Source organism: Methylobacterium oryzihabitans (assembly GCF_004004555.2).
GTDB lineage: Bacteria > Pseudomonadota > Alphaproteobacteria > Rhizobiales > Beijerinckiaceae > Methylobacterium > Methylobacterium oryzihabitans.
In genome coordinates this window covers 19,975-45,511 of sequence record NZ_SACP01000022.1, presented here as the reverse complement: position 1 = coordinate 45,511, position 25,537 = coordinate 19,975, and the positions used below count along the sequence as shown (strand labels likewise).

25 protein-coding genes are annotated in these 25,537 nt (G+C 71.6%); 13 read left to right on the top strand and 12 right to left on the bottom strand.

Annotated features, from left to right (window positions below; genetic code table 11):
- Positions 1 to 39 precede the first annotated feature (39 nt).
- From EOE48_RS19960 to EOE48_RS19925, 8 genes are all read right to left on the bottom strand, one after another.
- Positions 40 to 762, bottom strand: coding sequence for a haloacid dehalogenase type II (locus tag EOE48_RS19960; RefSeq protein ID WP_127732413.1), 723 nt, complete (start codon positions 760 to 762; stop codon positions 40 to 42).
- A gap of 11 nt (positions 763 to 773) precedes the next feature.
- Positions 774 to 1,478, bottom strand: a complete 705-nt coding sequence (locus tag EOE48_RS19955) for an ABC transporter ATP-binding protein (RefSeq protein WP_127732411.1) — start codon at positions 1,476 to 1,478, stop codon at positions 774 to 776.
- Positions 1,475 to 2,233 carry an ABC transporter ATP-binding protein gene (locus tag EOE48_RS19950; protein WP_127732409.1) on the bottom strand — a complete coding sequence of 253 codons (759 nt, stop codon included), beginning with the start codon at positions 2,231 to 2,233 and terminating at the stop codon, positions 1,475 to 1,477. The genes EOE48_RS19955 and EOE48_RS19950 overlap by 4 nt, the downstream gene beginning before the upstream one ends.
- The gene (locus EOE48_RS19945; RefSeq protein ID WP_127732407.1) at positions 2,230 to 3,117 is read right to left on the bottom strand and encodes a branched-chain amino acid ABC transporter permease; all 888 of its coding nucleotides are present in this window, start codon (positions 3,115 to 3,117) and stop codon (positions 2,230 to 2,232) included. The genes EOE48_RS19950 and EOE48_RS19945 overlap by 4 nt, the downstream gene beginning before the upstream one ends.
- Complete coding sequence (locus tag EOE48_RS19940) at positions 3,117 to 3,980, bottom strand: branched-chain amino acid ABC transporter permease (RefSeq protein ID WP_127732406.1); 864 nt, start codon at positions 3,978 to 3,980, stop codon at positions 3,117 to 3,119. The genes EOE48_RS19945 and EOE48_RS19940 overlap by 1 nt, the downstream gene beginning before the upstream one ends.
- A 368-nt stretch (positions 3,981 to 4,348) precedes the next feature.
- On the bottom strand, positions 4,349 to 5,572 hold the full coding sequence (locus EOE48_RS19935) for an ABC transporter substrate-binding protein (protein WP_127732404.1): 1,224 nt from the start codon (positions 5,570 to 5,572) through the stop codon (positions 4,349 to 4,351).
- Between the two features lie 36 nt (positions 5,573 to 5,608).
- A complete protein-coding gene (locus tag EOE48_RS19930) occupies positions 5,609 to 6,847 on the bottom strand; it encodes a metal-dependent hydrolase family protein (protein WP_127732402.1) in 1,239 nt (412 codons plus the stop codon).
- A 30-nt stretch (positions 6,848 to 6,877) separates the two neighbouring features.
- Complete coding sequence (locus EOE48_RS19925; RefSeq protein ID WP_127732400.1) at positions 6,878 to 7,513, bottom strand: TetR/AcrR family transcriptional regulator; 636 nt, start codon at positions 7,511 to 7,513, stop codon at positions 6,878 to 6,880.
- Positions 7,514 to 7,689: 176 nt separating this feature from the next.
- Here EOE48_RS19925 and EOE48_RS19920 point away from each other — a divergent pair, with 176 nt between their 5' ends.
- The 3 genes from EOE48_RS19920 (at position 7,690) to EOE48_RS19910 (ending at position 10,417) form a co-directional block, all read left to right on the top strand.
- Positions 7,690 to 8,847, top strand: coding sequence for a trans-sulfuration enzyme family protein (locus tag EOE48_RS19920; RefSeq protein WP_127732398.1), 1,158 nt, complete (start codon positions 7,690 to 7,692; stop codon positions 8,845 to 8,847).
- Between the two features lie 298 nt (positions 8,848 to 9,145).
- The gene (locus EOE48_RS19915; protein ID WP_127732396.1) at positions 9,146 to 9,610 is read left to right on the top strand and encodes a hypothetical protein; all 465 of its coding nucleotides are present in this window, start codon (positions 9,146 to 9,148) and stop codon (positions 9,608 to 9,610) included.
- 108 nt (positions 9,611 to 9,718) lie between these two features.
- Positions 9,719 to 10,417, top strand: coding sequence for a GntR family transcriptional regulator (locus EOE48_RS19910; RefSeq protein WP_127732394.1), 699 nt, complete (start codon positions 9,719 to 9,721; stop codon positions 10,415 to 10,417).
- A gap of 19 nt (positions 10,418 to 10,436) precedes the next feature.
- Here EOE48_RS19910 and EOE48_RS19905 read toward each other — a convergent pair whose 3' ends face one another.
- Positions 10,437 to 10,625 carry a hypothetical protein gene (locus EOE48_RS19905; protein ID WP_127732392.1) on the bottom strand — a complete coding sequence of 63 codons (189 nt, stop codon included), beginning with the start codon at positions 10,623 to 10,625 and terminating at the stop codon, positions 10,437 to 10,439.
- Between the two features lie 124 nt (positions 10,626 to 10,749).
- On the opposite strand from EOE48_RS19905, the gene EOE48_RS19900 reads away from it, so the two are divergent.
- The 9 genes from EOE48_RS19900 (at position 10,750) to EOE48_RS19860 (ending at position 19,499) form a co-directional block, all read left to right on the top strand.
- Positions 10,750 to 11,517, top strand: a complete 768-nt coding sequence (locus EOE48_RS19900; protein WP_127732390.1) for an ABC transporter ATP-binding protein — start codon at positions 10,750 to 10,752, stop codon at positions 11,515 to 11,517.
- Positions 11,510 to 12,220: an ABC transporter ATP-binding protein gene (locus tag EOE48_RS19895; RefSeq protein WP_127732388.1), complete on the top strand. Its 711-nt coding sequence runs from the start codon at positions 11,510 to 11,512 to the stop codon at positions 12,218 to 12,220. The genes EOE48_RS19900 and EOE48_RS19895 overlap by 8 nt, the downstream gene beginning before the upstream one ends.
- Positions 12,221 to 12,292: 72 nt before the next feature.
- Positions 12,293 to 13,510, top strand: coding sequence for an ABC transporter substrate-binding protein (locus EOE48_RS19890; RefSeq protein WP_127732386.1), 1,218 nt, complete (start codon positions 12,293 to 12,295; stop codon positions 13,508 to 13,510).
- Between the two features lie 214 nt (positions 13,511 to 13,724).
- Entirely contained in the window at positions 13,725 to 14,630 is a 906-nt protein-coding gene (locus EOE48_RS19885; protein WP_127732384.1) for a branched-chain amino acid ABC transporter permease, read from the top strand.
- A gap of 8 nt (positions 14,631 to 14,638) precedes the next feature.
- Positions 14,639 to 15,628 (top strand): branched-chain amino acid ABC transporter permease, encoded by a 990-nt coding sequence (locus EOE48_RS19880; protein WP_127732382.1) that lies wholly within the window; start codon positions 14,639 to 14,641, stop codon positions 15,626 to 15,628.
- An 80-nt stretch (positions 15,629 to 15,708) separates the two neighbouring features.
- Positions 15,709 to 16,605 (top strand): dihydrodipicolinate synthase family protein, encoded by an 897-nt coding sequence (locus EOE48_RS19875; protein ID WP_127732380.1) that lies wholly within the window; start codon positions 15,709 to 15,711, stop codon positions 16,603 to 16,605.
- Between the two features lie 13 nt (positions 16,606 to 16,618).
- On the top strand, positions 16,619 to 17,851 hold the full coding sequence (locus EOE48_RS19870; protein ID WP_127732378.1) for an NAD(P)/FAD-dependent oxidoreductase: 1,233 nt from the start codon (positions 16,619 to 16,621) through the stop codon (positions 17,849 to 17,851).
- A gap of 15 nt (positions 17,852 to 17,866) precedes the next feature.
- Positions 17,867 to 18,868, top strand: coding sequence for a 4-hydroxyproline epimerase (locus tag EOE48_RS19865; RefSeq protein WP_127732376.1), 1,002 nt, complete (start codon positions 17,867 to 17,869; stop codon positions 18,866 to 18,868).
- A 205-nt stretch (positions 18,869 to 19,073) separates the two neighbouring features.
- Complete coding sequence (locus tag EOE48_RS19860) at positions 19,074 to 19,499, top strand: hypothetical protein (protein ID WP_127732374.1); 426 nt, start codon at positions 19,074 to 19,076, stop codon at positions 19,497 to 19,499.
- 10 nt (positions 19,500 to 19,509) lie between these two features.
- Here EOE48_RS19860 and EOE48_RS19855 read toward each other — a convergent pair whose 3' ends face one another.
- Entirely contained in the window at positions 19,510 to 21,261 is a 1,752-nt protein-coding gene (locus EOE48_RS19855; RefSeq protein ID WP_127732372.1) for a sensor histidine kinase, read from the bottom strand.
- 236 nt (positions 21,262 to 21,497) lie between these two features.
- Here EOE48_RS19855 and EOE48_RS19850 point away from each other — a divergent pair, with 236 nt between their 5' ends.
- Positions 21,498 to 21,755, top strand: a complete 258-nt coding sequence (locus EOE48_RS19850) for a (2Fe-2S)-binding protein (RefSeq protein ID WP_127732370.1) — start codon at positions 21,498 to 21,500, stop codon at positions 21,753 to 21,755.
- A gap of 7 nt (positions 21,756 to 21,762) precedes the next feature.
- Here the strand turns inward: EOE48_RS19850 and bfr are convergent, their stop codons facing one another.
- Complete coding sequence (bfr, locus tag EOE48_RS19845; RefSeq protein ID WP_127732368.1) at positions 21,763 to 22,260, bottom strand: bacterioferritin; 498 nt, start codon at positions 22,258 to 22,260, stop codon at positions 21,763 to 21,765.
- A 144-nt stretch (positions 22,261 to 22,404) separates the two neighbouring features.
- On the bottom strand, positions 22,405 to 25,530 hold the full coding sequence (locus EOE48_RS19840; protein ID WP_127732366.1) for an efflux RND transporter permease subunit: 3,126 nt from the start codon (positions 25,528 to 25,530) through the stop codon (positions 22,405 to 22,407).
- Positions 25,531 to 25,537: the final 7 nt, after the last annotated feature.

Below are 25,537 nucleotides of genomic sequence, written 5' to 3'. Positions count from 1 at the left end.
ATAGGGTGAGCATGGTTAATGCGGCGCTAAGATGAAGGCTCAGGCGCCGGCCTCGGCCCGGTGCGCCGCCGCCAGCTCGGCCATGCCGGTGAAGCGGAAGTCGTAGCGCGGCATCGCGCCCGGGTTCATGGTCGCGCCGAAGCCCTCGTCCCCGTGCCGCCGGTGGATCCAGCACGAGGCGAGGCCGGCGGCGTTGGCCGGCTTGTGGTCGTGGAACAGGCTCTCGGCGGTGTGCAGGATCTGGTCCTTGCGCACGCCGAGACCCTTCAGCTTGCGCAGCATGTAGTCGAAGTTGCGCGGGCTCGGCTTGTAGGCGCCGATGTCCTCGGCGGTGTAGACCGCGTCGAAGGCGACGCCGAGCTTCCGGTTGCTGTGGCCGAACGACTCGTTGTCGACGTTCGACAGGATCACGAGCTTGTAGTGCTGCTTGAGGTAGGCGAGCGCCTCGGCGCTGTCGGGAAAGGCCGGCCAGTCGCGGACCGAGCGGCCGTAGGCGACGCACTCGTCCCAGGTCACCGGCACCGCCCATTCCTCGGCGAGGCGCTTGTACACCACCGCGAGCACGTCGCGGTAGAGCCGGCCCGGGATCTGCTCCTGCTGGGCCGATTCGTGGCGGGCATGCGCCTCCAGGATCGCGTTGCGGGTCAGCGGCGTGGCGGCCCGACCGGTCAGGCTCTCGAGCGCCGTCACCATCCCGGTCTCCCAGTCGATCAGCGTGCCGTAGCAGTCGAAGGTCAGGGCCTTGAAGTCGCGCAGCTTCATCGGTGGGTCCCTCAGTGGCGGCCGAGATAGAGGTCGGCGGCCCGCTCGTCGGCGAGCAGCGTGGCGGCGTCGCCCTGCAGCGCGACCCGGCCGCCGTCAAGGATGCAGCCGCGATGCGAGATCGCCAGCGACTGCCGGGCGCGCTGCTCGACGATCAGGGTCGAGACGCCGAGCGCCGGCATCCGGGCGATGAGCCGGAAGGCGTCCTCGACCTTGGCCGGCGAGAGCGCGGCGGTCGGCTCGTCGAGCACCATCAGGCGCGGACGGGCCATCAGGGCGCGGGCGAAGGCGAGCTGCTGGCGCTCGCCCCCCGACAGGCTGCCGGCCCGGGCTCGGCGGCGCTCGCCGAGCAGCGGGAACAGCCCGAACATCTCGTCGATCCGGCCTTTTCGGTCCTTCACCCCGGCGACGACCTGGAGGTTCTCGAGGATCGACAGGGCGCCGAACACGTTCGCGACCTGCGGCACGTAGCCGATGCCGGAGGCGGCGCGGGCATGGGCCGGCAGGGACAGGATGTCCCGGCCCGCCACCCGCAGGGTGCCGGCGACCCGCGGCAGCAGCCCGACGATCGCCTTGGCGAGCGTCGACTTGCCGGCGCCGTTGGTGCCGGCGACCGTCAGGATCTCGCCCTCGGCGAGGGTGAGGTCGATGCCGTCGAGGATGTCGACCTCGCCGTAGCCGCCGCGCAGGGCGGCGATGTCCAGGACGGTGGTCACGCCACGCCTCCGAGATAGGCGGCGCGCACGCCGGGATCGTCGAGCACCGCCGCCGGATCGCCCGAGGCGAGGATGCGGCCGCGGTCCATGACGTGCAGGACCGGCACGAGGCGGGTGAGCGCCTGGAGGTCGTGCTCGATGACCAGGAAGCCGATGCCGCGGGCGTTCAGCTCGCGGATGCGCTCGACGATCTCGGCGATCAGCACCGGGTTCACTCCGGCGAAGGGCTCGTCGAGGAGGATCGTGCGCGGCTCGACCATCAGGGCGCGGCCGAGTTCGAGCAGCTTCTTCTGGCCGCCCGACAGGCGGCCGGCCGGCACGTCGGCGACGCGGTCGAGCTTGAGGAAGGCGATGATCGCGTCGGCCTTCTCCGTCACCGCCCGTTCCTGGCGGGCGACCTCGCCGGGGCGGAAGAACAGGCCGACCAGCCCCTCCCCCACCTGCCCGGGCGCCGCCGCCCTGAGGTTGTCGCGCACGCTGAGATGCGAGAACTCCCGCGGCACCTGGAAGGTGCGCAGCAGCCCGGTGCGGGCCCGGGCCGAGGGCGAGAGGCCGTCGAGGGGCGCGTCGCCGAACCGGACCTCGCCGGAATCGGGGGCGATGAAGCCCGACACCACCGAGAACAGGGTCGACTTGCCGGCGCCGTTCGGGCCGATCAGCCCGACGAGATCGCCCGCCGCCATCGACAGGGTGACGCCGTCGAGGGCCTGGAAGCCGCCGAACGCCACGCGGATGTTGCGGATCGCGAGGGTCATTTGCGGGAAAAGTCCCCCATCAGGCCCTGCGGGCGGTAGATCGTGAACAAGACCAGCAGGATGCCGATGACGCCGAGGCGGATCGAGGCCATCTCGACCTCGGAGATGCCCGGCACCACGTCGCGGATGAAGCGCGAGCCTTCGAGCAGGATCATCAGCAGGGCGGTGCCGACCACCGCGCCGGAGATGCGCCCGACCCCGCCGATGATGATCGCCATCCAGACGTAGAAGGTGACGAGCGGGATGAACTGGTCGGGGACGATGTAGGTGATGTAGTGGGCGTAGAACGCCCCGGCGAGGCCGGCGAGGCCGGCGCCGAGGATCAGCACCTGGACCTTGAACCGGGCCGGCTCCTTGCCGAGCGCCCGCAACCCGTCCTCGTTGTCGCGGATCGCCTCGATGATGCGGCCGAACGGGCTCCTGACGATGCGCCGCATGGCGAGCACCGCAGCCCCCGTGACGGCGAGCAGCACCGCGAGGACGGCGAGCTGCGCGCCGATGCCGACGGTGAGGCCGGAGAACAGCCGCGGGATCGCCGGGATGCCCTGGACGCCGTTGGTCAGCCACTTCTCGCTGGTGATGACGAGGCGCACGGTCTCGGAGAAGCCGAGCGTCACGATGGCGAAGTAGTCGTCGCGCAGGCGCAGGGACACGAGGCCGATCGGCCACGCCGCGAGGCCGGCGAAGAACGCCGCGGCGACGAAGCCGAGGACCAGCGGCGCACCGTGGGTGGCGAGGATCGCCGCGGCGTAGGCGCCGATGGCGAAGAAGCCGACATGGCCGAAGTTGATGAGCCCGGTCAGGCCGTATTGCAGGGTGAGCCCGAGGGCGAGCAGGATGTAGATCAGCGCCACGATGGCGATGGCGGCGAGATAGGCGTCCATCAGCGCACCCCCTCGATGCGGCCGAACAGGCCCCGCGGCCGCACCAGCAGGACGGCGAGCAGGACGACGAAGGAGATCGCGAGCTTGTAGGTGAAGCCGACGAACGGCGTGGACAGTTCCTGCGCCACCCCGAGCAGCAGCCCGGCGAGCAGCGCGCCCAGCGGGCTGCCGATGCCGCCGAGGATCGTCGCGGCGAAGGCCGGCAGCAGCATCTCCCAGCCGAGGTCCGGCGACACTACGGTCTTCATCCCGAGCATCATCCCGGCGATGCCGGTGACGGCGCCGACGAGGAGCCACAGCGCCACCATCACCCGCTCGGGGCGGATGCCCGAGACGAGCGCGAGGTCGCGGTTGTCGGCGACCGCGCGCATCCGCCGGCCGATCGGGGTGAGGTGGAGGAGGCCGAACACGGCGGCCAGCATCACGGCGGCGACCGCGGCGAGCTGGAGGTCGAACGGGTTGACGATGACCTCGCCGAGGCGGATCGGGCGCACCAGCGGCACCGAGAAGAGCTGCTGGCCGTGGCCGAAGCCGAGGCCGAGCCCGGCCCGGATCGCGAAGCCGACGCCGATCGAGGCGACGAGGAGCGCCACCGCCGAGCGTCCGGCGAGCCGGCGGAACACCAGCGCGTAGCTGCCGAGCGACAGGGCGGCGGTGGCCGCCATGGCGGCGAGGCCCGCGGCGGCGAGCGACCCGGTGAGGCCGTGGCCGAGGAGGGCGGCATAGGCGCCGAAGGTCATCGCGTCGCCGGTCGCGGCGTTGGCGAAGCGGCCGATGCCGAAGACCAGCGTGATCGCGAGGGCGGCGAGCCCGACGATCAGGCCCTGCAGCAGCCCGTTGACGACGAGTTGGGCGTAGAACACGCGGGGATTCCTGATGGTGGGGAGGCGCGACCCGATCCTCCCCCTGCGCGCAAGGCTGTCCGGGGGAGCGTCCGGTGGACGAGATGGGCGCGGATCGTCTCCTCTCCCCACGGGCGGGGAGAGGACGGCGGACCCCTCGTCGGGTCCGCCGTGAGCGCAGGCGTAAGCCGGAGCGAGGGTGAGGGGGTGGTGCCGGAGGAGTCTCATCCGGAGACACCCCCTCACCCTCGCCCTGCGGGCTTCCCGAGTACCCAACAAGGGGTACTCGGGCCTCTCCCCGCCCGCGGGGAGAGGGGAAGACCCGCGTCTTTCCCTCCTGCGGACGCCTCCACTCGCAGCGGAGCTTCCGAAGCCCGGCCGGTCCCGGCCTAGATCTCGACCACGTATCGCCGCACCAGCTTGCCGCCGGTGACGAACGAGGCGCCGAAGTTCGGGGTCACGTCCCCGTACTGATCGAAATCCAGCGCCGAGGACGCGCCCTCGAAGTTGATCTTGCCGGCCTTCAGCGCCGCCTTGCCCTCGGCGAAGGACGACACGGCGGTGCCGGGCGGGTTGGCGACCTCGCGCAGCTTGGCGACCACCGCCGGCATCTCGGCGGTGCCGGCGGCCTCGATGGCGAGCGCCAGCACCGTCATCATGTCCCAGGTCATCGCCGCGTAGGTATTGGCCGTCCCCGGCTGCTTCATCGCCTTCTGGTAGTCGGCCTCGTAGAGCTTGAACGCCCCCGACCCCTCGTTCGAGATGCTCTCGACCGAGATGATGCCCTCGGTGACGTCGGGGCCGAGCGCCTTGATGAGCTCGGGGTTGGCCGCCCAGCCCGGGATGATCCAGCGGACATTCTGGCCGCTCTGGAACCACTCGCGCAGGATGATGGTGGTGTCGGCGAGGTAGGAGCCGGTGACGATCACGTCGGGCTTGGCGGCGAGCACCTTCATCAGCTCGGAGCGGTAGGTCGCCTGGTTCGGCTCGTAGACGACGCTCTCGACCACCTGCCCGCCCTTGGCCTTCCAGGCCCGGGCGAAGCCCTCGGTGTTGCCGATGCCCGAGGCGTTGTTGAACGCCATCGTGGCCGGGCGCTTGAAGCCCTCGCGGGTGCAGATCTCCGCGAAGGCGCGGCCGAAGCGGTCGTTGGTGGCCTGGAAGCGGAAGCCGAGCCCCTTGGCGTTGGCCGGCGGAGTCGACAGCGCCGGGGCGCCCGAGACGTGGAAGAGCGGGATGCCGGCATCGTTGCACAGCGGGATCACCGCCAGCGACACGCCCGACGCGAAGGTGCCGAGGATCGCCTGGACCTTGTTGGCCTCGATCAGCTTCTTGGCCGCCAGCACCGCCGCCTGCGGGTTGGTCTGGGTGTCCTCGGCGACGATCTCGATCTTACGGCCGGCGGCACCCCCGGCGGCGTTCACCGCCTCGGCGACGGCGACGATCATCTTCTGCATCCCCGAGCCGTAGGGGCTGCCCGAGCCGGTGATCGGGTTGAGGGCGCCGATGCGGATCGGCCCGCTGCCGCCCCCCTGCGCGCGGAGCGCCGCCGGGGCCGACAGGAGGAGGCCGGCGCCTGCGGCGCCGGTGAGGAGGGTGCGACGGTCGAGCATGACGTTGAGAAATCCTCGTGAGCGGGGGCGGCGGATTCAGGCGGCGAGCGCGTCCTTGACGAAGCGGCCGGCCTTCAGGATCGCCGGCATGTGGCGGCCCTGGCCGGTGAGCAGGGACAGATCCTCGAGCGGGTCGCCGTCGACGACGATCAGGTCGGCATGCGCCCCCGGAGCGATGACGCCGAGGCGGCCCTCCTGGCGCACCACCTTCGCGGCGTTGACGGTCGCCGAGCGGATCACCTCGATCGGCGGCAGGACCCGGCCGCGCAGCACGAACTCCTCCGACTGGTGGCGGTGCATCCCGCCGAGCAGGTCGGTGCCGTAGGCCATCATCACCCCGGCCTCGCGCAGGATTTCGAGTGCCGCAAGGCCCTGCTCGCGCACGTCCTCGATCTTGGCGACCGAATCCGGCGGCAGGCCGAGGGAGGCGCCCTCCTTGGCCAGCGCGTCGAAGGTGACGTTGGTCGGCACCACGTAGGCGCCGCGCTCCTTCACGAGGCGGGCGGTCGCCGGCGTGATGAGGTTGCCGTGCTCGACCGAGACCACGCCGAGCTCCACCGCCCGGCGGATCGCGTCGTCGGTGTAGAGGTGGGCGGCGACGTAGGTGCAGGCGCCGTTCGCCTCCTCGACCGAGGCCCGCACCTCGTCGGAGGACAGGCCGAGGAACGCGATCGGGTCGGTCGGCGACGAGACGCCGCCATTGGCCATGATCTTGATGAACTGCGCCCCGGCCTTGATCTCCTCGCGGCAGGCGCGGCGCACCGCGTCGACCCCGTCCACAACCCGCCCGAGGGTGCCGGCGCGGTCGCGGTAATACTCGACGTCGCGGGCGTGGAAGCGGCCGCGGTAATCGGTGTGGCCGCCGGTCTGCGACAGCGCCTTGCCGCAGATCACGAGGCGCGGCGCCTCGATCAGCCCCTCCTCGATCGCCATGACGAGGCCGTGATCGGCGCCGCCGAGGTCGCGCACGGTGGTGAAGCCGCGCATCAGCATCTCGCGCATGATCTTCGCCGAGCGCAGGGCGACCAGGGTGTTGGGCAGCTCGGCGTTGCGGCCGAGATCGGGAATCGACGCGATGACGTGGACGTGGCAGTCGATCAGCCCCGGCATCAGGGTCCTGCCGGCGAGATCCACGACCCGGGCCGAGGCGGCCCTGATCGGCCGGTCCGAGACCTCGCGGATCAGGCCGCCCTCGACGAGGACGTGGTGGTCGGCGAGCGCGCCCTCGGCGGTCCCGTCGAGGAGGGCGGCGTTCTGGAACAGGATCGTCGACATGGCGGCTCCGGGAAGTGCGAGGGGGTGCGCTCAGGCGGGCGGGGCGGCCCGGAACTCCCGGCGGAGGTTGTCCTTCCAGAAGTCGAGCAGGGCGCGAAAGTAAGCCGGGTCGTCCTTGACCGGGGTCTGGGCGATCATCCCGCGGATCATGCACATCGTCGCGTTCATCAGGACGAGGGCGCGGCCGACCTCGACCCCGGCCTGGGCGGCGAGTTCGGCCCAGACGGCGTTGAGGCCGTCGTGGAACTCCTTGACCACCGGGACGATCGCGGCGCGGAACGGCGGGTTGTGCCGCGCCTCGGGCAGGTACTCCATCGTCACGTAGAACAGGCGGTCGGTCATCATCGCCCAGATGAAGTCGACGATCTCGTCGGTGGTGCCGCCGGACGCCCGGATCTCACCGGCCATGGCGTGCAGGGCGGCGGTGGAGCGGCGGAGCTGGTCGGCGATCGCCGCGACGATGATCTCCTCCTTCGAGGCGAAGTGATGCGTCAGCGCCCCGCGCGACAGCCCGGCCTGCTCGGCGATGTCGGCGGTCGAGAGGCGCGAGAAGCCGCGGTCGTGCAGGAGGTCGATCGTCGCCTCCAAGAGCCGCGCCGTGGTGTCGGCGCTGCGCTCCTGCTGGGTCTTGCGGGTCCGGCGGACGGTCGTCGCTGCCTCGGTCATGCGGACACTGTGACGTGCGGACGAAGAAACCGTCAATCCTGTTTGTACAGGCAGGCCCGTTTATATCTGCGCCAAGTCATGCCGCATACCTGGGCAGGCTCTCCGGTCCGCGCCCTTGCGCCGCTCCCGCGCTTCTGCGACGGCGGGGCCTCGTCCGCGTCCGTCGAGGAAGCCCCATGAGCACCGATGCCCCCCGTTCCTGGTCGAAGCGCAGCCTCGCCGCGCAGGCGATGGGCCATGTCGACCTGCAGACGCGGGCGGTCGTCGCGCCGATCCACGTCTCGACCACCTACATCCGCGACCCCGACAACCAGTACAGCTCCGGCTTCGTCTACGGCCGGCCCGACAACGCCACCGTGCGCGAGGCCGAGGCCGTGCTGGCGATGCTGGAGGAGGCGCAGGCCGGCGCCCTGCTGTTCTCGTCCGGCATGGCGGCGGCCACCGCCGTGTTCCAGGCCCTCGACCCCGGCGACCACGTCGTCGCCCCGACGGTGATGTACTGGGCCCTGCGCCGCTGGCTGTCCGAGGAGGCGACCCGCTGGGGCCTCGAGGTCGACTTCGTCGCCACCGACGACCTCGACGCGCTGCGCGCCGCGATGCGGCCGGGCCGGACCAAGCTGGTGTGGATCGAGACGCCGTCGAACCCGCTCTGGACCGTCACCGACATCGCCGCGGTCGCCGAGATCGCGCACGCGGCCGGGGCGCGGCTCGCGGTCGACTCGACCTGCGCCTCGCCGGTGGTCACCCGCCCGCTGGCGCTCGGCGCCGATGTGGTGATGCACGCCGCCACCAAGGTGCTCAACGGCCATTCCGACGTGATCGCGGGCGTGCTCGCCGGGGCGGCGCCGGACGCGTTCTGGACCCGGATCCAGCGCATCCGCTCGGGCCAGGGCGCGATCCTCGGGCCGTTCGAGGCCTACCTGCTGCTGCGCGGCCTGCGCACCCTGCACGTGCGCATCGCCGCCCAGATGGCGGGCGCCGCCGACCTCGCCCGCCGGTTCGAGGCGCATCCCTCGGTGCACGCGGTGCTGTATCCCGGCCTGCCCGGGCATCCCGGCCACGCGCTCGCGGCGCGCCAGATGCAGGGCGGCTTCGGCACGATGCTGTCGATCCGGGTCGCCGGCGGCGCGGCGGCGGCGGTGGCGGCGGCGGCGGCGGTCGGGCTGTGGAAGCGGGCGACCTCGCTCGGCGGCGTCGAGAGCCTGATCGAGCACCGCGCCTCGATCGAGGGGCCGGGGACGCCGTGCCCGGACGACCTGCTGCGCCTCTCGGTCGGCATCGAGGACCCCGACGACCTCTACGCCGATCTCGACCGGGCGCTGAGCGCGCGCTGACCCGGCGCAAGGGGCCGCCGGGGAACCGGCAGGACAATCGCTTCAGCGATTGTCCTGCGGTCGCCCGCAGGGCGACACTGTATGCCGGGCGCGAAGAGCGCCCCGCGGAGCGGGTTCGAGGGGACGCTTGTCCACTCGAACGCAGAGCGGAGCGGAAGCCAAGTGAGCGGACGCGAACGCCGGCGCCTGAGGCCAAGCAAGAAACCAGGGTAATCGCTCTGAAGCGATTGCCCTGGGGGAACCGGCGGCCGGTCCCGCGCGTCGGTACGGCAAAGCCGCCCTGCCCCAGGACCCGACCATGCCTGCCGCCCTGCCCCTCGCGCTCTTCGGGGCGCATCTCGTCCTCGCCGCCGCCGACGGCCCGCCGAAGCTCGACATCGAGGGCACCTGCAACTCCGCCGGCCGGACCTCGGTCAGCCAGGACGCCAGCAGCGACGGCTGCCTGCGCTCCGAGCGCTCCGCCGGCGACGAGCTGCGCAAGCGCTGGGGCGACTTCTCGGCCGCAGCCAAGCGGCAATGCTCGGGCCAGTCGCAGGCCGGCGGCTTCCCGAGCTACGTCGAGACGCTGACCTGCCTCGAACTCGCCAGCGGCAGCGTGCCGACGACCAGCCCGTCCAACGGCGCCACCGCCGGCCCCGGCGGCCCGGCCACGACCGGCAGCGTCGGCCGCGGAGCCGGCCAGGAGGGCAGCCGGATGACCCGCGAGCCCGACCCGAGCCAGCGCACCGATCCGCTCAAGGTGCTGGGCAAGCCGGCCAGCTGAGGCGGCGCGGCCGTCCCACGGGGACGACCGCTTGCCACTCCTTCACCGTATAAAATATACGGATCGAACCTCCGCCGGTCCTGCGGGCGGGGCGTCGAGACCCGTGCCATGCCTCCTGCCGCCCAACCCACCACCGCCCGAGGCGGCCTGCGCCACAAGACCATGGCGGCGGCCGTGGCGGACGCCCTGCGCCAGCGGATCCTCTCGGGCGAGGCCGCGCCCGGCACCCAGTTGCGCCAGGACGCCCTGGCGGAGGAGTTCGGCATCAGCCGGATCCCGGTGCGGGAGGCGCTGCTGCAACTCGACGCCGCCGGCCTGGTGCGGATCGTCCCCCACAAGGGCGCGGTCGTCGCCGGCCTGTCGGTCGAGGAGATCGAGGACGTCTTTCGGCTCCGGGTCGACCTGGAGCCGCAACTCCTGGCCGCGTCGGCGCAGCACTTCACGCCGGCGGATTACCGCGACCTGCGCGGCATCCGCGACGAGTACAGCGCCGCCCTGGCGGCGGGACAGGTCGACCAGTGGGGCGAGCTGAACCGCCGCTTCCATCTCGGCCTGCTGCGCCATGCCGGCCGGCCCCGTTCGCTGTCGATCGTCTCGGCCCTGCTCCAGGATTGCGACCGCCCGACCCGGCTCCAGCTCTCGGTCAGCGGCGACGTCGCCCGGGCCGACCGGGAGCACACCACGATCCTCGACCTGTGCGAGGCCGGCGACATCCCCGCCGCCGCGGCGCTGCTGCGCGGCCACGTCGAGCATGCCGGCCGCTCGCTGATCGCGATCTACCGCCAGTCGGCCGCCGCGACGGCGTGAGCCGGCGGCGGTCGGCCGCTCACACCCGGCGGTCGACGACCTGCCCCTGGCCGGCCGGGGCCGGCGGCGCGGCCGAGGCCGCGGTCTGGGCGACGAGGTCGGCCACCGCGCGCTGCGACGCGAATTGCTGGCGCAGGACGGCGGTGCCGACCTGCTGGTTGACGGCGGAGGCCATCATCTGGGTGGCGGCGGCGGCAAGCGAGGACATCCCGCGAGGCTGGGCGCGATCCGTCACCGAAGGGTTACCGAGCGCGGCCCGCGCCCTCGCCATCCCCGATTGACACTCGGAATATTTTATACAATCTACGGAGCCGCAGACTAGAGGCGGGACCGTGGCGGCACACGCGCTGGAGACGAGGGGACTGACGAAGGCGTTCGGCGGCTTCACCGCCGTGCGCGACGTCGACCTCGCGGTCCGCCGCCACGCCATCCACGCGCTGATCGGGCCGAACGGCGCCGGCAAGACGACGTTCTTCAACCTGCTGACCAAGGTCCACAAGCCGACCGGCGGGCGGATCCTGTACGAGGGGGCCGACATCACGGCCGAGTCTTCGGCGGCGATCGCCCGGCGCGGCATCGTGCGCTCGTTCCAGATCTCGGCGACCTTCCCGCACATGAGCGTGCGCGACAACGTGCGGGTCGCGCTGCAACGGCGGCTCGGCACCCAGTACCGGTTCTGGCAATCGTCGCGCTCGCTCGCCGTCCTCGACGACGAGGCGATGCGGCTGCTCGCCGATGTCGGCCTCGCCGAGGCGGCGGAGGCCCAAGCCGCCGACCTGTCCTACGGCCGCAAGCGGACGCTGGAGATCGCCACGACGCTCGCCCTCGACCCGCCGCTGCTGCTCCTCGACGAGCCGACGCAGGGCATGGCGATCGACGACGTCGACCGGATCAAGCGGCTGATCCGCCGGATCGCGGAGGGCCGCACGATCCTGATGGTCGAGCACAACATGTCGGTGGTGGCCGACCTGTGCGACACGATCACGGTGCTCCAGCGCGGCGAGATCCTGGCCGAGGGCTCCTACGCCGAGGTCTCGCGCGATCCGGCGGTGCGCGCCGCCTATCTCGGGGGCGGTCATCTCGGGGGGACTCATGGCTGAGCGCCCGGTCGTCCTCGAAACCCGCGGGCTGGAGGCCTGGTACGGCGAGAGCCACGTCCTGCACGGGATCGACCTCGCGGTGCGCGAGGGCGAGTGCGTCACCCTGATCGGCCGCAACGGCGCCGGGCGCACCTCCACCCTTCGGGCGATCCTCGGCCTCACCGACCGCCGCGCCGGCTCGGTGCGGGTGCGCGGCCAGGAGGTGATCCGGCTGCCGCCCCATCGCATCGCTCGGCTCGGGCTCGGCTACTGCCCGGAGGAGCGCGGCGTCTACAAGTCGCTGACCACGCACGAGAACCTGACCCTGCTGCCGCGCCTCGGCGGCGACGGCATGCCGCTGTCGGAAGTGCTGGCGATGTTCCCCAACCTCGCCGAGCGGGCCGACAGCTACGGCGGCCGGCTCTCGGGCGGCGAGCAGCAGATGCTGGCGATGGGCCGCATCCTCACCACCGGCGCCCGCATCCTGCTCCTCGACGAGATCACCGAGGGACTGGCGCCGGTCATCGTCGAGGCGCTCGGCCGCGCCGTGTCCCTGCTCAAGAGCCGCGGCTTCACCATCGTGCTGGTCGAGCAGAACTTCCACTTCGCCCGCCACCTCGCCGACCGGCACTACGTCGTCGAGCACGGCCGGGTCGCGCTGGAAATTCCCGCCGCGGATCTGGCCGAGCGGGAAGAGGAGGTCGGCCGCCTGCTCGGCGTCTGACGGTGTTGCGCGGGCCATGGCCTGCGCCTGACGTTGCGTTCTCTCGGTCCTGTCCCAATCGGAGGCGAAGTCATGCGGTCGCGTGTCATCGGGTGTGCGCTCGGGCTGTCGCTCGCGCTGGCGTCGGCGGCGTCCGCCGCCGACAAGGTCAGCGACGGGGTCGTCAGGATCGGCATCCTCAACGACCTGTCGGGCATCTATTCCGACTTCACCGGCCGCGGCTCGGCGGTGGCGGCGCAGATCGCCATCGACGAGATGGGCGGCAAGGTGCTGGGCGCACCGGTCGAGCTGGTCGCCGCCGACCACCAGAACAAGCCCGACATCGCGGCGAACCTCGCCCGCGAGTGGTTCGACCAGGGCAAGGTCGACATGATCGCCGACTTCCCGACCTCCTCGACGGCCCTCGCCGTGATGGAGATCGCCAAGCAGAAGAACCGGGTGACGATGCTCTCGGCCGGCGTCGCTATGGCGGCGATCACCGACAAGTGCTCGCCGCTGAACGCGCAATGGATGGTCAACACCTACGCGCTCGCCGCCGGCACCGCCAAGGCGCTGCTCAAGGCCGGCAGGAAGAGCTGGTACTTCGTCACCGCCGACTACACCTTCGGCCACTCGCTGGAGAAGGACGCCTCGGCGGTGGTCGAGGCCGAGGGCGGCAAGGTGCTGGGCGTCTCGCGCCATCCGTTCCCCGGCGGCGACTTCTCGTCGTTCATGCTCAAGGCCCAGGCCAGCGGTGCCCAGGTGATCGCCCTGGCGAATGCCGGCAACGACACCATCAACGCGGTCAAGCAGGCGGCCGAGTACGGCATCGGCCGCTCCGACAAGCAGGTGATCGCGCCGCTGCTCACCTACATCACCGACGTCAAGAGCCTCGGGCTGGCGAAGGCTCAGGACATGTACCTGACGGAAGCGTTCTACTGGGATTACGACGACCGCTCGCGCGCCTTTGCGGAGAAATACTTCGCCAAGATGAAGCGGATGCCGAGCGCCTCGCAGGCGGCGGTCTACTCGGCGGCGCTGAACTACCTCAAGGCGATTCAAGCCGCCGGCACCGACGAGGCCGGCGCGGTGATGGCGACGCTGCGCACCATGACGATCGACGACGCGGTGATCCGCAACGGCAGGCTCCGCGCCGACGGGGCGCTCGTCCACGACCTGCTGCTGCTCCAGGTCAAGAAGCCGGCGGAATCGAAGCGCGACTGGGACTTCTATGACGTCCGGGCGGTGCTGAAGGGCGACGACGTCTATCCGAAGCCGAGCGACGCCTGCCCGCTGAACGCGAAGGGGTGAGGCGACGGTCCTGCCCCTCCCCCCTCCGCGGGGGAGGGTGGCGAACGCAGTGAGCCGGGAGAGGGGACGCCGCTTCCGGAAGGGGCTGAGCCTTGATGAAGGGCGCCACGTTCTGAGCCGTCGCGCTCCCCTCTCCCGACCCGGCCTGCCGGCCGGGCCACCCTCCCCCGCAGAGGGGGGAGGGACAACCCGATCCTCCCACCCGCCGGTCCCCATGTCCGACATCACCCTCCAGGCCTTCATGGCCCAGCTCACCGTCGGGCTCATCGGCGGCTGCTTCTACGCGATGCTCAGCATGGGCCTCGCGATCATCTTCGGGCTCCTGAACATCATCAACTTCACCCACGGGGCGCAGTTCATGATGGCGGCGTTCCTGGCCTGGATCGGGCTGACCCAGGTCGGCCCCTGGCTCGGCCAGCCCGACCTCCAGGTCAATTTCTGGCTCGCCCTGGTGCTGGCGCCGGCCCTCGTCGCGGTGTTCGGCATGGCGATCGAGCGCACCCTGCTGCGCCGGCTCTACCATCTCGACCACCTCTACGGCCTGCTGCTCACCTTCGGCGTCGCCCTCGTGATGGAGGGCGGGTTCCGGTATTTCTTCGGCGTGTCGGGCCAGGGCTACGAGCCGCCGGAGATCCTCCAGGGCCCGGTCGATGTCGGCTTCATGCTGCTGCCGAAGTACCGCGTCTTCGTGGTCGTCGCCTCGCTGCTGATCTGCTTCGCCACCTGGTACCTGTTCGAGCGCACCAAGCTCGGCGCCTATCTCCGCGCCGGCACCGAGAACCCGCGCCTGCTCCAGGCCTTCGGCATCAACGTGCCGGTGATGATCACCCTGACCTACGGCTTCGGGGTGGCGCTCGCCGGCATCGCCGGGGTGCTGGCCGCCCCGATCATGCAGGTGACGCCGCTGATGGGCGGCAGCCTGCTCAACATCGTGTTCGCCGTGGTGGTGATCGGCGGCCTCGGCTCGATCCTCGGCGCGATGGTGACCGGGCTCGGCCTCGGGCTGATCGAGGGCCTGACCAAGGTGGTCTACCCGGAGGCGTCCACCGTCGTGGTGTTCGTCATCATGGCGCTCGCCCTGCTGGTGCGCCCCGCGGGCCTGTTCGGACGCGAAGCGTGAGGCACCCGATGACCTCGACCCAGAAGATCTTCGCCGCGCTGGTCCTCGCCGCCCTGGTGGTGCCGTTCGTGCCGGGGCTGATCTACCCGATCTTCGTCATGAAGGTGATGTGCTACGGGCTGTTCGCCTGCGCCTTCAACCTGCTGCTCGGCTTCACCGGGCTGGTCTCCTTCGCCCACGCCGCCTTCCTGGGTACCGCCGGCTACGTCACCGGGGCGCTGATGATCCGGTTCGGCGCCCATCCCCTCGGGGTGCCGGCGGCCTTCGCGGCCGGCGTCGCGGCGGCGGCGCTGGTCGGCTTCGCCATCGGCGGCCTCGCGATCCGGCGCCGCGGCATCTACTTCGCGATGATCACGCTGGCGCTGTCGCAGATCGTCTACTTCCTGGCGGTGCAGTTCCGCTGGACCGGCGGCGAGGACGGGCTCCAGGGCATCCCGCGCGGCTCGCTGCTCGGCCTCGACCTCGCCTCCGACACGGTGATGTACTACGTCGCCCTGGCGCTGTTCTGCGCCGGCTTCCTGTTCGTCGAGCGGGTCGTGCACTCGCCGTTCGGCCAGATCCTCCAGGCGGTCCGCGACAACGAGGCACGGGCGACCTCGCTCGGCTACGATGCCGGCCGCTTCCAGCTCCTCGCCTTCGTGCTGTCGGCGGCGGTGGCGGGCTATGCCGGCGCGCTCAAGGCGCTGGTGTTCGGGCTCGTCTCGCTCAACGACGTCTCGCTGCACACCTCGACCGAGGTGGTGCTGATGACGCTGCTCGGCGGCGTCGGCACCCTGCTCGGGCCGCTGGTCGGCGCCGCCCTGGTGGTCGGGTTGCAGAACTACCTCGCGACGATCGGCGACCTCGTGACGGTGGTGATCGGGCTGATCTTCATCGTCTGCGTGTCGTTCTTCCGCCGCGGCCTCGTCGGCGAGTTCCTGCACTGGCGCCGCCGCCGGGCCGAGCGGGCGCGCCCGCTGCCGGCCCGCGAGCCGCCGGTGGTCGCCAAGGTCGCCTGAGCGTTTCCGCCGCCGCGCAGGGCCGATGCGCGCGGCGCCCCTCTCTTCCTTCGGCCACTCCCTTTCGAGGATCAAAGACCATGTGGAACGGTGTCATTCCGGCCGTCACGACCAAGTTCACCCCCGACGGCGAACTCGACCACGCCGAGATGGAGCGCTGCTTCGCGCTCCAGATGGAGGCCGGCTGCGACGGTCTCATCGTCTGCGGCTCGCTGGGCGAGGGCCCGATGCTGTCGCAGGACGAGCGGCTGGCGGTGCTCAAGACCGCGCAATCGGCGGCCAAGGGCAAGCCGGTGCTGATGACGGTCTCGGAGGCCGGCACCCGCGAGGCCTGCGCGCTCGCCGCCAAGGCCGCCAAGGCCGGGGCCTCGGGCCTGATGGTGGTGCCGAGCCCGATCTACCACACCGACGAGGCCGAGACCGTCGCGACCCTGCGGGCGGTGGCCGCCGCCGGCGACCTGCCGGTGATGATCTACTCCAACCGCGTCGCCTACCGGGTCGACGTGACGCCGCGCATCATGGAGGAACTCGCCTCCGACGCGCGCTTCGTCGCGATCAAGGAATCCTCCGACGACATCCGCCGCACCACCGAGATCATCAACCATCTCGGCGACCGCTACGCGGTGCTGACCGGCGTCGACAACCTCGCCTTCGAGGCGCTGAGCGTCGGCGCGGTCGGCTGGGTCGCCGGCCTCGTCGTCGCCTTCCCGGCCGAGACGGTGGCGATCCACCGCCTGCTCAAGCAGGGCCGCGCCGCCGAGGCGCTGGAGATCTACCGCTGGTTCCGGCCGCTGCTCGACCTCGACGTCTCGACCTTCCTGGTCCAGAACATCAAGCTCGCGGAGGCGCTGGCCATCGGATCGACCGAGCACGTCCGGGCCCCGCGCCGCCCGCTGGCCGGCGCCCGCCGGGCCGAGGTCGAGGCGATCGTGCGCCGCGCCCTGGAGCGCCGCCCGGCCCTGAAGCTGGCCGCGTAAGCGGAGACACGCCATGGAAGTCGCGGTCGTCGGGGCGGGCATCGTCGGCCTCGCCTGCGCCTTCCACCTCCAGGCGGAAGGGATGTCCGTCCGCCTGATCGAGCGCGGCGGCATCGCCGAGGGGGCGAGCTTCGGCAATGCCGGCGCCTTCGCGTTCTCCGACGTGCTGCCGCTGGCCTCGCCGGGCATCCTGCGCCGGGCGCCGGGCTGGGTGCTCGATCCCCTCGGGCCGCTGGCGATCCCGCCGGCCTACCTGCCGCGGATCGCGCCGTGGCTGCTGCGGTTCTGGCGCGCCAGCCTGCCCGACCGCTACGCCCGCTCCCTCACCGTGCAGGCCGGCCTGATGCGGCTCGCCGCCGCCGCGATGGAGCGGATGGTGGCGGGCGCGGATCTCGGCGCTCACCTGCGCCGGGACGGCAACCTCGAACTCTACGAGAGCGAGGCGCAGGTGCGGGCCGCGCTCCCCGGCTGGGCGGCGCGCGAGCGCGAGGGCATCGCCTTCGAGCACGTCCGCGGCGCCCGGATGGCCGCGTTGCAGCCCGGGCTGTCGCCGCGCTTCGTCGCCGGCACCTTCACGCCGGGTTGGATCACCGTCGCCGACCCGCACCGGTTCGCCCTGGCGCTGCACGACGCGGTGCGGGCCGGGGGCGGCCGCGTCGAGCGGGCGGAGGTCGTCGGCCTGACTCCCGCCGGGGAGGGCGTGCGGATCGCCCTCGGCGACGGGCGGAGCCTGCACGCCGACGCCGTCGTGCTGGCGGCGGGCGCGTGGTCGCGGGCCCTGGCACGGGGGCTCGGCGACCGGATCCCGCTCGAGACCGAGCGCGGCTACAACACCACCCTGGCCCCGGACGCCTTCGACCTGCGCCGCCAGCTCACCTTCGGCGGCCACGGCTTCGTGGTGACGCCGCTCGCCACCGGGCTGCGGGTCGGCGGCGCGGTCGAGCTCGGCGGGCTCGGCCTGCCGCCGAACTACGCCCGCGCCGACGCGATGCTGAGGAAGGCCGCCGCGTTCCTGCCGGGGCTGCGGGTCGAGGGCGGCCGGCGCTGGATGGGCTTCCGGCCCTCGCTGCCCGACAGCCTGCCGGTGATCGGCCCCTCGCGGGCGAGCGGGCGGGTGGTCTACGCCTTCGGCCACGGCCATCTCGGCCTGACCCAGAGCGCCGCCACCGGCCGCCTCGTCGCCGACCTGATCGCCCGGCGCGCCCCCGCCCTGCCGCTGGCGCCGTTCCGGCCCGACCGCTTCTGACCCGGAGACACCGCCATGGCGCGCCACAGCTTCTTCTGCATCGACGGCCATACCTGCGGCAATCCGGTGCGGCTGGTCGCCGGCGGCGGCCCGGTGCTCTCCGGCGCCACGATGATCGAGAAGCGGGCGCATTTCCTGGCCGAGTACGACTGGATCCGCACCGGGCTGATGTTCGAGCCCCGCGGCCACGACATGATGTCGGGCTCGATCCTCTATCCGCCGACCCGGCCCGATTGCGACGTCGCGATCCTGTTCATCGAGACCTCGGGCTGCCTGCCGATGTGCGGCCACGGCACCATCGGCACCGTGACCATGGCGATCGAGCACGGGCTGGTGACGCCGAGGACCCCGGGAACGCTGCGCCTCGACACCCCGGCCGGCCTCGTCACCGCGACCTACCGCCAGGAGGGCGGCCACGTCGAGGAGGTGCGGATCACCAACGTGCCGTCCTTCCTGTTCGCGCAGGGGCTGACGGCGCCCTGCGCCGGGCTCGGCGAGCTCACGGTCGACATCGCGTACGGGGGGAATTTCTACGCCATCGTCGAGCCGCAGGCCGGCTTTCGCGACATGGCCGACCACACCGCCGGCGACCTCGTGCGGCTGAGCCGCTGCCTGCGCCGCGCCCTCAACGAGCGCCACGAGGCGGTGCATCCCGAGAACCCGGCGATCCGCGGCATCAGCCACATCCTGTGGACCGGCGCCCCGACCGAGGAGGAGGCCCATGCCCGCAACGCGGTGTTCTACGGCGAGAAGGCGATCGACCGCTCGCCCTGCGGCACCGGCACCTCGGCCCGCATGGCCCAGCTCGCCGCGACCGGGCGGCTGACGGTCGGCGACGACTTCGTCCACGAGAGCATCATCGGCTCGCTGTTCCGCGGCCGGGTCGAGGCCGAGACGCGGGTCGGCGACCGCCCCGCCATCGTGCCGTCGATCGGCGGCTGGGCCCGGACGACCGGCCTCAACACGATCTTCATCGACGACCGCGACCCGTTCGCCCACGGCTTCGTGGTGACGTGATACGGTTTCCGATTGATCGCTCGGCGATCCCTGCGGGATCGCTTTCGCGATGCGGAAACCGGCTTCGCTCAAGCGCCGCGCGGGCTGGTGATACGAATTCCGAAAGCGATCTTCCGGATTTCGTATCACTGGGATGGACGCCAACGGCTCCCTACCTATCGGGTCGACCCGCCGCGCCGGCGGATCCCCCCGGGAAGGGCTGGCCATGGAATACGTCTGCGACGCCCCCGACGGCACGACCTGGTTCCGGATCGAGACCGAGGCCGAGGCGATGCGCGAATCGGCCCTGATGGGCCACGCCGTCGAGAAGCACTACCGGCAGGCGCAGGAGCGCGCCGCCGCGAGCTACGTCCCGCCGGCCGGCGGGCCGTGGATCGAGCAGGAGATCGGCAAGAAGGCGCATCTGCGCCGCACCATGCCGGTCTTCTTCACCCTGCGCGGGCCGGACGGCACCGGCCTCGCGACCGCGATGCTGCCGGGCGGGGACGGCGGCACCCTGTGCCCGGTGATCGTCGGCCCGGGCAACCGCGACCCCTACGCCGACCACGCCGAGGCGATCGCGGCCCTCGGCCGGCATGTCGGCCTGCGGCTCGACCGCGGCCGGTGCTATCCCTACGGGCAGCGAGGGTGACCTCGCGCGCTCACGCCGCGTCCTGCGCCTGCGCGACGGGCTCGATCGGCACCTCCCGCGGCGCGAGCGGCACCGTCACCGTGCAGACGAACCCGCCCGGCGCGTAGTCGAGCGCGGCGGTGCCGGCGAGTTCGCGCTCGATGCTGGCGCGGATCAGCCGCGTGCCGAAGCCGGCGCGGGCCGGCGGCGCCACCGGCGGGCCGCCGGTCTCGCTCCAGCGCAGGGCGAGCCTCCCGTCCTCCACCCCCCAGCGCACGGCGACCCGCCCCTCGGGCACCGAGAGGGCGCCGTACTTGGCGGCGTTGGTGGCGAGTTCGTGCGCGACCATGCCGAGCGGCACCGCGACGGCGGGCGGCAGCGCCACCGCCTCGCCCTCCAGCACCACCCGCTCGGGCACGGTCCCGGCATAGGGCTCCAGCTCCGCCGCCAGCAGGGCGGCGAGGCCGACGCTCTGCCAATGGTTGGCCGTGAGCACGTTGTGGGTCTGCGACATCGCCAGCAGCCGGGCCTCGAACGAGGCGATGAAGGCGTCGAGGGAGCCGGCGCCGCGGGCGGTCTGGCGGGCCATCGACTGCACGGTGGCGAGCGTGTTCTTCACCCGGTGGTTCAGCTCGTGGATGAGGAGCTGCTGGCGCTCGTCGGCCTGCCGGCGCTCCTCGGCCTGCCGGCCGAGGCTGTCGGCGGCGGCGGCGAGCGCCTGCCCGATCGCCTGCGTCTCCCGCACCGCGGTCTCCGGCGGCCGGACCCGCCCGCCCTGCGCGAGGGCGGCCGCCGCCACCGCGAGGCGGCGCAGGGGGCGGGCGAGGAGACCGGCGGCGTACCAGCCGATCAGGCCGGACACCGCCGCGACCGCGACGCCCCACAGCAGGATCTGCCGGCGCAGGGCGGTGACCGGCGCGAAGGCCCGCTCGGCGTCCTGGCGCACCATCACCGACCAGCCCAGGCCCGGATAGTCGCGGTAGCCGCGGGTCGGGTGCAGGCCGACGAGGTAGGTGTTGCCGTCCGGCCAGCGTTCGGTGGCGGCGCCCGCCCGCCGGGCCGCCTCGCCGGGCGGCTCCGCCGCGCCCGGCACCGTGCCCTTCAGGTCGGGCGGCCCGAGCAGCACGGTGCCGTCGCGGGCCAGCACCATCACGTCGATGCCGGGCCGGTCGCGGGTGGTCTCGCGCCGGAAGCCGGATTCCACGTCCCGGGCCCAGGCCCAGTCGAGATGCGCCACGACGATACCCGCCAGCCCGCCCTCCGCCGCGTGCACCGGCGCCGCGAGGTCGAGCACCCGCGGCGGGTCGGACGAGTCGCGGTCGGGCTGGAGGGTGGCGAGCAGTCGGGCGTCGTGGACGTCGATCGCCACCGGCCCCTCGCGGCCGCGCACGACGTAGTCGCGGTGGGACACGTCCAGCCCTTCGAGGACCCCGCTGCTGGTGACGAGCACCCGTCCCTCCGGCGAGATCAGGCCGAGGATCGCGTAGTCCGGATAGGTCTCCTGGGCCCGGCGCAGGACCCGGCGCTTGTGCGACAGGTCGGCGGCCGGGTCGCGGATGGTGTCGTTCTCGGCCAGGATGCGCATGTCGCGCCAGCGCTCGAACATCGACCGGTCGAGCTGGTGCGCCATCTGGCGCGCGAAATCGCCGAGTTCGCCCTCGATCCGGGCTTCCAGCCGCTCGCTCGCCGCGCGCGACGCGACGAGGGCGAGGACCAGGGTCGCGAGCAGGCCGGCCGCGCCGAGGCCCAGGGCCAGGAAGACGCGCAACGGCGGTGGCGGCATCGTCCGGGCTCCTCGTCGCAACCCCGCGGGCGCGCGGAGCTTAGCGGGACTCGCGCCGGTGCGGGGCCGATTCCCGCATGCGGCACGAAGCCGCCATGGTGGCGGCCGCGGCTTGCGCGACCGCGGGCTGCCGGCTAAAGTCCTGAAAGTGCTATAGTTTTCAATCGTTCTAAGGAACCGGCGACCAAACCGGACGGTTGGTTTTCCGCTCCCGGAGGCGGTGCGCGACACTCAGCATGATCGTCTGCTCCTGCAACGTCCTGTCCGACGGACAAGTCCGTGCGTGCCTGCTCCCGGGCCCCGGCTGTCCGCGAACCCCCGCCCAGGTCTATGCCTGCCTCGGCTGCAGCCCGAAATGCGGGCGCTGCGCCCGCACGATCCGGGGCATCCTGCAGCGCTCGGCGAGCGAGACCCACGCCGCCTGCGCCACCGCCTGCAGCGCGGCCTGTCCGCTCGGGACGGCCGCGGCGGAGCAGACCGCCGCGGCCGCGTGACCCGCGACTACTCGGCCTCGGGGGCGATCGGCTCCAGCCCGCCGATGTGGCGCTGGGAGTAGAGCGGCAGGCCGATCTGCTTGATGAGCTCGAGCTGCGTCTCGAGGAAGTCGATGTGGCCCTCCTCGTCGGCGGCCAGCTCCTCGAACAGGATCTTCGTCACGCGGTCGTTGATCGAGTCGCAGTACTTCGCGGCTTCGAGGTAGAGCGCGCGGGCGTCGACCTCGGCCGAGAGATCGCACTCGATGATCTCCTGCACGGTCTGGCCGATCCGCAGCGGGTCCAGCTCCTGGAGATTCGGGAAGCCGTCGAGGAACAGGATCCGGTCGATGAACCGGTCGGCGTGGTTCATCTCCTCGATCGACTCCTTGCGCCAGAACTTGGCGAGGTCGATGTAGCCCCAGTCGTTCAGGATGCGGAAATGCAGCCAGTACTGGCTGACCGCGGTCAGCTCGCTGCGCAGGCCGCGGTTCAGGTATTCGATGACCTTGGTGTCACCCTTCATGGTCGACCCTCCTTCTGCGCCACGGACGGACCTCGCCGCGGCGAAAACCGGCATGGCTTCCCATGGCACAGGCGGGATCGGCCGCCAAGGGTTATTTTTAGAATGGTTATAAACTGAGCCCCGCTCCCATGAGCCGAGGCCCGCTCAGGCGTGGGCCTCGGCGTGGGCGCGGCTGCGCGCGTCGGGCGACCCCGCCGGGTCGCCGCCATGGCCGCGGCCGCCGGCGCCCCGCGGCGGCGGCTTGATCCGGTACCAGCCGACGTAGAGGGCGGGCAGGAAGAACAGGGTCAGGAAGGTCGCCGCGATGATGCCGCCGATCATCGCGTAGGCCATCGGCCCCCAGAACACCTCGCGGGCGATCGGGACCATGCCGAGGCTGGCCGCGGCGGCGGTGAGCAGGATCGGTCGCATCCGGTGGCAGGTCGCCTCCACCACCGCGTCCCACGGCGCCATGCCCTCGGCCTCGTACTCGTCGATCTGGGTGACGAGGATCACTGCGTTGCGGATGATGATGCCGATGAGCGCCAACACGCCGAGGATGGCGACGAAGCCCATCGGCGCGCCGGACGGCAGCAGGGCCGCGACGACGCCGATCAGCCCGAGTGGCGCGACGCTGACGACGAGGATCGTCTTCTGGACGCTCTGGAGCTGCACCATGAGGAAGAACAGCATGACGAGCAGCATCACCGGCACCACCGCGGCGATCGGGCCCTGGCCCTTGGCGCTCTCCTCGACCGCGCCGCCGGTGGCGAGGTCGTAGCCCGGCGGCAGCTCGGCCTTGAAGCGCTCGATCGCCGGTTCGAGCGCCGCCACGATGGTCGGCGGCTGGGTCGCGTCGGCGATCGCCGCCCGCACGGTGATCGTCGGCATCCGGTCGCGGCGCCAGACGATCGGCTGTTCGAGGTCGTAGTGCAGGCGTGCGAAGGCGAGCAGCGGCACGGTGGAGCCGTTGGCGAGCGGGACCTGGAGCGCCTGGAGCGTGTCGACGGAGTTGCGCTCGACCGCCTGGGCGCGGCCGACCACGTCGACGAGGTAGATCGCGTCGCGGACCTGGGTGATCGAGGTGCCGCCGACGATGCCGTTGAGGATGCCGGCGATGTCCTGGCTCGTCACGCCGAGCTGGCGCGCCTTGTCCTGCAGGATCTCGACCCGCAGCACCTTGCCGGGCTCGTTCCAGTCGAAGGTCGGCACGCCGACGCTCGGGTTGCCGGCGACCACGGTGGCGAGCTTCAGCGCCTGGGCCCGCACCACCTGGAGGTCGGGGCCGCTGATCCGGTACTGGATCGGCCGCCCGACCGGGGGCCCGAGGTCGAGGGGGTGGACGAACACGTCGGTGCCGACGAAGTCGCGCCGGGCGAGGTCATTGAGCCGCGCCATCGTGCGGTCGCGCGCCTCCAGCGACGTCGTCTCGACCACGATCTGGCCGAAGAAGGCGTTGGCGAGCTGCTGGTCGAGGGGCAGGTAGAACCGGATCGCGCCCTGTCCGACATAGGAACTCCAGCGCCGGATGTCGGGGTCGCCCTTCAGCGCCGCCTCGAAGCGGTCCATCTGCACCTTGGTCTCGCCGATGCTGGCGTTCTGCGGCAGGGTCAGGTCGACCAGCACCTCGTTGCGGTCCGAGGACGGGAAGAACTGCTGCTGGACGTGGCCCATGCCGACGATCGAGAGCCCGAGCAGCCCGACGCAGAACGCCACGGTGAGCCAGCGGAACCGCATCGCCGGCAGCAGCATCGCCCGGAAGGCGGCGAGCAGGCGGCTCGGTTTGTCGTGGTGGCCCTTCATGGTCTTCGGCAGGATCTTCACGCCGATCAGCGGCGCGAACAGCACCGCCACCACCCACGACACCAGCAGCGAGGCGGCGATGACGACGAACAGCGAGTAGGTGTACTCGCCCGCCGCCGAGCCGTTGAAGCCGATCGGCAGGAAGCCCGCCACCGTTACCAGCGTGCCGGTGAGCATTGGAAAGGCGGTCGAGGTGTAGGCGAAGGTCGCGGCCTTGTGCAGGCTGTCGCCGAGTTCGAGCCGGGCGACCATCATCTCGACGGTGATCATCGCGTCGTCGACGAGGAGCCCGAGCGCGATGATGAGGGCGCCGAGCGAGATGCGCTGGAGCGTCACGCCCATCACGTCCATGACCACGAACACGATCGCCAGCACGAGCGGGATCGAGAACGACACCACCAGCCCGGCCCGCACCCCGAGGCTGAGGAACGACACCACCAGCACGATGACGACGGCCTCGACCAGCGCCTTGGTGAAGCCGCCGACCGCCTCCTCGACGATCCTCGGCTGGTCGGAGACGAGGTGGATATGGACGCCGACCGGGAGGTTGGCCTCGACCACCCGCATCCGCGCCTTGAGGTCCTCGCCGAAGGTCAGCAGGTTGCCGCTCGCCTGCATGGCGATGGCGAGGCCGATCGCCGGCTGGCCGTTGAACCGGAACAGCGATTCGGGCGGGTCGGTGTAGCCGCGATGGATCTCGGCGACGTCCGAGAGCCGGAAGAAGCGGTCGTTGATGCGCAGGTTGATCGCCTTGAGGCTGTTCTCGTCGGCGAACTGGCCGCCGACCCGCACCGAGACCCGCTCGGGCCCGGCCTGGATCACCCCGGACGGCGCCACCGCGTTCTGGGCCTGGAGCGTGCGGATCAGCGACTGCACGTCGATGCCGAGGCCGGCGAGCTTGCGGGTCGAGAAGTCGAGGTAGATCACCTCGTTCTGCGCGCCGAGGATCTGGGTCTTGCCGATGTTGCGGACCTTGATGATCCCGGTGCGGACCTGCTCGACGTAGTCGCGCAACTGGCGCATCGACAGGCCGTCCGCCGTGAAGGCGTAGACGTTGCCGAACACGTCGCCGAACTCGTCGTTGAAGAACGGCCCCTGCATGCCGGACGGGAAGGTGCCCTTGATGTCGCCGAGCCGCTTGCGCACCTGGTAGAACAGCCACGGGATCGTCTTCGGCGGCGTCGTCTCGCGCAGCTGCACGAACACCGTCGCCTGACCGGGCGTGGTGTAGCTCTTGGTGTAGTCGACCGCGTTGATCTGCTGCAGTTCCTTCTCGATCCGGTCGGTGACCTGATCGAGGGTGTCCTGGATGGTGGCGCCGGGCCAGTTCGCCTGCACCACCATGGTCTTGATCGCGAAGGCCGGATCCTCCTCGCGGCCGAGGTTGCGGTAGGCCATGGCGCCGGCGACGATCGACACCGCCATCAGGAACCAGACGAAGGAGCGGTGCGACAGCGCCCACTCCGAGATGTTGAACGATTTGAGCATGGCGGCG

What these genes read in the sequence shown, in the direction of transcription:
- EOE48_RS19930 (WP_127732402.1), bottom strand. Translation starts at nt 6,847, where the DNA reads ATGTCGACGATCCTGTTCCAGAACGCCGCCCTCCTCGACGGGACCGCC.
- EOE48_RS19925 (WP_127732400.1), bottom strand. Translation starts at nt 7,513, where the DNA reads ATGACCGAGGCAGCGACGACCGTCCGCCGGACCCGCAAGACCCAGCAG.
- EOE48_RS19840 (WP_127732366.1), bottom strand. Translation starts at nt 25,530, where the DNA reads ATGCTCAAATCGTTCAACATCTCGGAGTGGGCGCTGTCGCACCGCTCC.
- EOE48_RS19960 (WP_127732413.1), bottom strand. Translation starts at nt 762, where the DNA reads ATGAAGCTGCGCGACTTCAAGGCCCTGACCTTCGACTGCTACGGCACG.
- EOE48_RS19885 (WP_127732384.1), top strand. Translation starts at nt 13,725, where the DNA reads ATGTCCGACATCACCCTCCAGGCCTTCATGGCCCAGCTCACCGTCGGG.
- EOE48_RS19945 (WP_127732407.1), bottom strand. Translation starts at nt 3,117, where the DNA reads ATGGACGCCTATCTCGCCGCCATCGCCATCGTGGCGCTGATCTACATC.
- EOE48_RS19915 (WP_127732396.1), top strand. Translation starts at nt 9,146, where the DNA reads ATGCCTGCCGCCCTGCCCCTCGCGCTCTTCGGGGCGCATCTCGTCCTC.
- EOE48_RS19880 (WP_127732382.1), top strand. Translation starts at nt 14,639, where the DNA reads ATGACCTCGACCCAGAAGATCTTCGCCGCGCTGGTCCTCGCCGCCCTG.
- EOE48_RS19875 (WP_127732380.1), top strand. Translation starts at nt 15,709, where the DNA reads ATGTGGAACGGTGTCATTCCGGCCGTCACGACCAAGTTCACCCCCGAC.
- EOE48_RS19860 (WP_127732374.1), top strand. Translation starts at nt 19,074, where the DNA reads ATGGAATACGTCTGCGACGCCCCCGACGGCACGACCTGGTTCCGGATC.
- EOE48_RS19855 (WP_127732372.1), bottom strand. Translation starts at nt 21,261, where the DNA reads ATGCCGCCACCGCCGTTGCGCGTCTTCCTGGCCCTGGGCCTCGGCGCG.
- EOE48_RS19865 (WP_127732376.1), top strand. Translation starts at nt 17,867, where the DNA reads ATGGCGCGCCACAGCTTCTTCTGCATCGACGGCCATACCTGCGGCAAT.
- EOE48_RS19910 (WP_127732394.1), top strand. Translation starts at nt 9,719, where the DNA reads ATGCCTCCTGCCGCCCAACCCACCACCGCCCGAGGCGGCCTGCGCCAC.
- EOE48_RS19895 (WP_127732388.1), top strand. Translation starts at nt 11,510, where the DNA reads ATGGCTGAGCGCCCGGTCGTCCTCGAAACCCGCGGGCTGGAGGCCTGG.
- EOE48_RS19935 (WP_127732404.1), bottom strand. Translation starts at nt 5,572, where the DNA reads ATGCTCGACCGTCGCACCCTCCTCACCGGCGCCGCAGGCGCCGGCCTC.
- EOE48_RS19950 (WP_127732409.1), bottom strand. Translation starts at nt 2,233, where the DNA reads ATGACCCTCGCGATCCGCAACATCCGCGTGGCGTTCGGCGGCTTCCAG.
- EOE48_RS19905 (WP_127732392.1), bottom strand. Translation starts at nt 10,625, where the DNA reads ATGTCCTCGCTTGCCGCCGCCGCCACCCAGATGATGGCCTCCGCCGTC.
- EOE48_RS19850 (WP_127732370.1), top strand. Translation starts at nt 21,498, where the DNA reads ATGATCGTCTGCTCCTGCAACGTCCTGTCCGACGGACAAGTCCGTGCG.
- EOE48_RS19890 (WP_127732386.1), top strand. Translation starts at nt 12,293, where the DNA reads ATGCGGTCGCGTGTCATCGGGTGTGCGCTCGGGCTGTCGCTCGCGCTG.
- bfr (WP_127732368.1), bottom strand. Translation starts at nt 22,260, where the DNA reads ATGAAGGGTGACACCAAGGTCATCGAATACCTGAACCGCGGCCTGCGC.
- EOE48_RS19920 (WP_127732398.1), top strand. Translation starts at nt 7,690, where the DNA reads ATGAGCACCGATGCCCCCCGTTCCTGGTCGAAGCGCAGCCTCGCCGCG.
- EOE48_RS19870 (WP_127732378.1), top strand. Translation starts at nt 16,619, where the DNA reads ATGGAAGTCGCGGTCGTCGGGGCGGGCATCGTCGGCCTCGCCTGCGCC.